3 protein-coding genes and 1 pseudogene are annotated in these 3,602 nt (G+C 59.3%); 2 read left to right on the forward strand and 2 right to left on the reverse strand.

Going from position 1 to position 3,602, the window contains the following annotated elements; translation table 11 throughout:
* A pseudogene (locus QCD75_RS21610) lies at window positions 1-119 on the forward strand (S-(hydroxymethyl)mycothiol dehydrogenase); the annotation flags it as partial.
* The gene (locus QCD75_RS21615) at window positions 116-736 is read left to right on the forward strand and encodes an MBL fold metallo-hydrolase (RefSeq protein WP_301231582.1); all 621 of its coding nucleotides are present in this window, start codon (window positions 116-118) and stop codon (window positions 734-736) included. The pseudogene QCD75_RS21610 and the gene QCD75_RS21615, both read left to right, overlap by 4 nt.
* 249 nt (window positions 737-985) lie before the next feature.
* On the opposite strand, the gene QCD75_RS21620 is transcribed toward QCD75_RS21615, so the two are convergent.
* Window positions 986-1,723 (reverse strand): IclR family transcriptional regulator, encoded by a 738-nt coding sequence (locus tag QCD75_RS21620; RefSeq protein ID WP_301231583.1) that lies wholly within the window; start codon window positions 1,721-1,723, stop codon window positions 986-988.
* Window positions 1,720-3,192, reverse strand: coding sequence for an APC family permease (locus QCD75_RS21625; protein WP_301231585.1), 1,473 nt, complete (start codon window positions 3,190-3,192; stop codon window positions 1,720-1,722). The genes QCD75_RS21620 and QCD75_RS21625 overlap by 4 nt, the downstream gene beginning before the upstream one ends.
* Between the last annotated feature and the right edge of the window lie 410 nt (window positions 3,193-3,602).

A 3,602-nucleotide genomic window follows, 5' to 3' on the forward strand; every position in this document is an offset into this window, starting at 1 on the left:
ACGCCTTCGTGACCGAACGGATCAGCATGGACCAGGTGGAGGAGGCCTTCGCCAAGATGCATGACGGCAAGGTCCTGCGCTCGGTTGTCGAACTACAGACTCTGAAGGAGCTCTCATGAGCGTCACCATCGAAAACCTCGTCACTTCGGGCACGTTCTCGCTCGACGGCGGCACTTGGGACGTGGACAACAACGTCTGGATTGTGGGCAACGAGGATGAGTGCGTGATCATCGATTCGCCGCACGATGCAGGCGCGATCATCAACCAGGTCCGCGGCCGGAAGGTCCTGGCCATCCTGCTGACCCACGCCCACAACGACCACATCGGCCCGGCGCGGGAACTCGCGGCGGCAGTGGATGCCCCCATCCATCTGCACCCTGATGACCTCATGCTGTGGGAACAGGTCTACCCGGACCACAAACCGGACCAGGAGCTGGCCGACGGCGACGTGTTCCAGGTGGGCGGGGCAACCCTGCGGGCCATCCACACCCCTGGCCACTCTCCGGGCTCCAGCTGCTTCTACCTGGAAAGCGAAGGAACCGTGTTCACTGGAGACACGCTGTTCAACGGCGGTCCGGGCGCCACGGGGCGTTCCCACAGCGACTACAACACGATTGTTGCTTCGATTCGGGAACGCCTGCTGAGCCTTCCGCCTGAAACGGTGGTCCGCACCGGCCATGGTGAGAACACCACTATCGGGGCTGAGCGCGACACCCTGAACGGAAGCCCGCAGTAAGGACATATCGAGGTTGTCGAAGGCGCTAGGGCGGATCCGGCGCAACCGGCCACTGGGAAGGTGGGTAGAGAGCCTCCACGGATCCGCATTAGCGGACTGGCCGGTTTATGGACTACCCCGGTTATCCCTTGCCTAATCGGACACGAAGCGTACTCGAGTTCTGCGGTTTGGCGTTGGCCGCGTTACTGGGTTATGGCTGTCGGTATTCAGCCGTAGGGAATGCCGGGCTCGTTCCGTTTCGACTTCTATTCAGAACAGCAAAGGTGCCAGTCGTGACGTCAGCTCGCGGGCCGCTTCCGAGTGTTCGCAGATTATGCCGAACCGTTCTGCAGGACTGGAGAGGCAAAGGGCTGCGCCGACCGGTTCGTTAGGCAGTCTTACTGGAAGCGCCAGGCTGGCAGATCCTTGCTCTAATTCGTTAATTTCCGAGGCCTCGCCCTTGATCCTTATTTCCGCGAGTTCTTCCTCCAATTTACCCCTGTCCGTGATGGTGTGCTGTGTCAGCTGCATCAGCGGCAGTTTTGGGAATGGAGGTGCGGAATCGGCAAGTTCAGCAAGCATCAGTTTCCCTGCGGCAGAGCTGTGTGGATACCGAAGCATTTCGAATACTGAGTGGAGCGGATAATCGGGATCTTCATCTGCGATTCGGAGGGAAGCGTTCCGGAACATGATTAAGTGCACTGCAAAACGGTTTCCACTCCGGAATTTCTCTATGACGGTTCGGGCGGCGGTGGGAACGGTGGGGGGCGTCGCTGCCGTAACCAGGCCTGAGAGTGCGTGTCCGAGCGCGAATCCGCGGAGGTTGGATGTGCGGACCAAATATTCGTCCGCGACGAGCGAATTCAGGATCCGGTAGGCGGTCGCCTGGGGCATCTGCAAAGCATTCGTGATCTCTTTCGCCGTAGTCCCCGTTCCGAGCCGTGCCACGATCTCCAGGATCCGGAACGAGTTTGACGCTGCATTGGAATGCGTTGCCCTGTAGTTCATCGGTCGGGCCTGCCACGAAACAGGTCTAATTCCCGGGTCTCGTCGTAGATGCCCACGGCCGCCAGACGCTCGGGTAGCCGGCGGTGCAGGAACGTGGCATAAATGATGCTGCCGAGAACGACACCACCATAGATGACAGCCTGCAGGTTGCCTGTGCGAACTGATGCCGCCGCCGCCGTCCAGAGCACGGCCCCGAGTGTCACGGTGGATACCGCTCCCAATATCCAGCTGACGTGAGTGTTTTCTCCTATTCGGCGCAGGAAGAAGGGTAGGGACGCGCTGGCCAGAATATAGGAGCCAAGGTAGCCGTAGGCGCCCAGAGTGAAGAGGTCCACCAGGCCCCGCTCGGGACTGGTACCAGAGATGATGATCGCGATTGGAACCATGGCAACTACCGGCATTACGCAAATGATTGCCGCGGACGGGGTTCGAAAGGCGGGATGCGTGCTACCGAACAGTCGCGGCGCAACCCCTTCTCTTCCCATACAGAAAACTATCCGAGCAAGGGCATTCACCGAAGCGATCGTGCACGCAAACCAGGATGCTGCGATGCCCAGGTCAAGGACTGCGGCGAACACGGGGGAAGTCTGGGAAAACAAATCAGACAACGGAGTGGAGCTGGCTACGATGTTTGGGGGTGCCCCTTTGAGGGCCACGTCCTGGGAGACTACGGCCAAAAGATATAGCACACCCGCCATGATGGGGGTCCATGTGATGGCCCTTGGGACGCTGACGAAAGGCCGCTGCGCCTCGCCTCCCAGTGTGGTCGGGCTTTCGAAGCCGACAAAGGCACTTACAGCCACGACGATTCCGATTGGTAACAAGTCTAAATTCCCGGTCCAGACAAACAGGCTCTCGATGTTAACCTTCGGCGCGTGAAAGGTGAAGTAAGCAAGCATGAGGACGGCGAGGACTCCAATTGAAATGGACTCCATCAACAGCGTGGCCCACGCGGATATCTGGATTCCCCTAACCATGAGGAAACAGGCGGCGGACGCCGTGGCAAGAATAACGAGCACAGTGACGACTCTGGAGTCTGCGGGGGTCACCCCAAGGTTGATGAACAGCTGAACGACATATGTGCCGACAACCAGTAGGCCGGCCATGGCGACGGCGGCGTACCCGAACATGGCGGACCAGCCAGCGGTAATTGCTGTCCGCTGGCCAAGTCCTTTCGCCGTGTAGCTGTAGAGGCCGCTGACTGCAGCCATGCGCTTTGCCATCGGTCTCAGACAGAAGGAAACCAGAACCATGACCGCCATGGCCACACTGAATGTCAGCACCAGGTTAGGTCCACTGGATCCAAAGACAAGACCCGGAAAGACAAGAGCCGGAATGACCGACATGGCACCCGCGGGCGCCACCGCGGCTATCGCCTGTGCAAATACCGGCAGGAATGAGAGTTTCCGGCGGTTCAGACCCTCCACTGGAGAACGGGGAGTGATGAACCGATCAGCACGTGCAGACACCAGGTACCAACTTTCCCTCACGCTCGGCTTGCTTGCTTGAGACGCAAGTCACAAGCCTGAGGTGCCAAACTTTAGCACCGCGGGCACGGCATGGATGCTCGCGGCCTTGGTTGCAAATGTTTCCAACACGTTAACTGGGGTGGGAAGAGGTGGCCCTGAAGTTCTCACGCGAATAGCTATAAACAGCTCGCCTAGATGAATTCTGTGGCGTAATTTTTTCTACACGGACGGAATGCGTGACCGGCATCACGCCAGGGGAGTTCAGAGTAGAGCTCCACTGGGCCTTAGGAACTTGAGGGATGCCGGTTCGTTCGCCGGTACCGGGATGCTGCGGGTCAGGTGCCGCTAGTCCTGTCCGGGCGTCCTCATCGGCAGTTTCCGGCACACTCGTTGGCTGCCAAGCATTCGCC

It is taken from the genome of Arthrobacter sp. PsM3 (assembly GCF_030433895.1).
Lineage (GTDB): Bacteria > Actinomycetota > Actinomycetes > Actinomycetales > Micrococcaceae > Arthrobacter.

What these genes read in the sequence shown, in the direction of transcription:
- QCD75_RS21620 (WP_301231583.1), bottom strand. Translation starts at nt 1,723, where the DNA reads ATGAACTACAGGGCAACGCATTCCAATGCAGCGTCAAACTCGTTCCGG.
- QCD75_RS21615 (WP_301231582.1), top strand. Translation starts at nt 116, where the DNA reads ATGAGCGTCACCATCGAAAACCTCGTCACTTCGGGCACGTTCTCGCTC.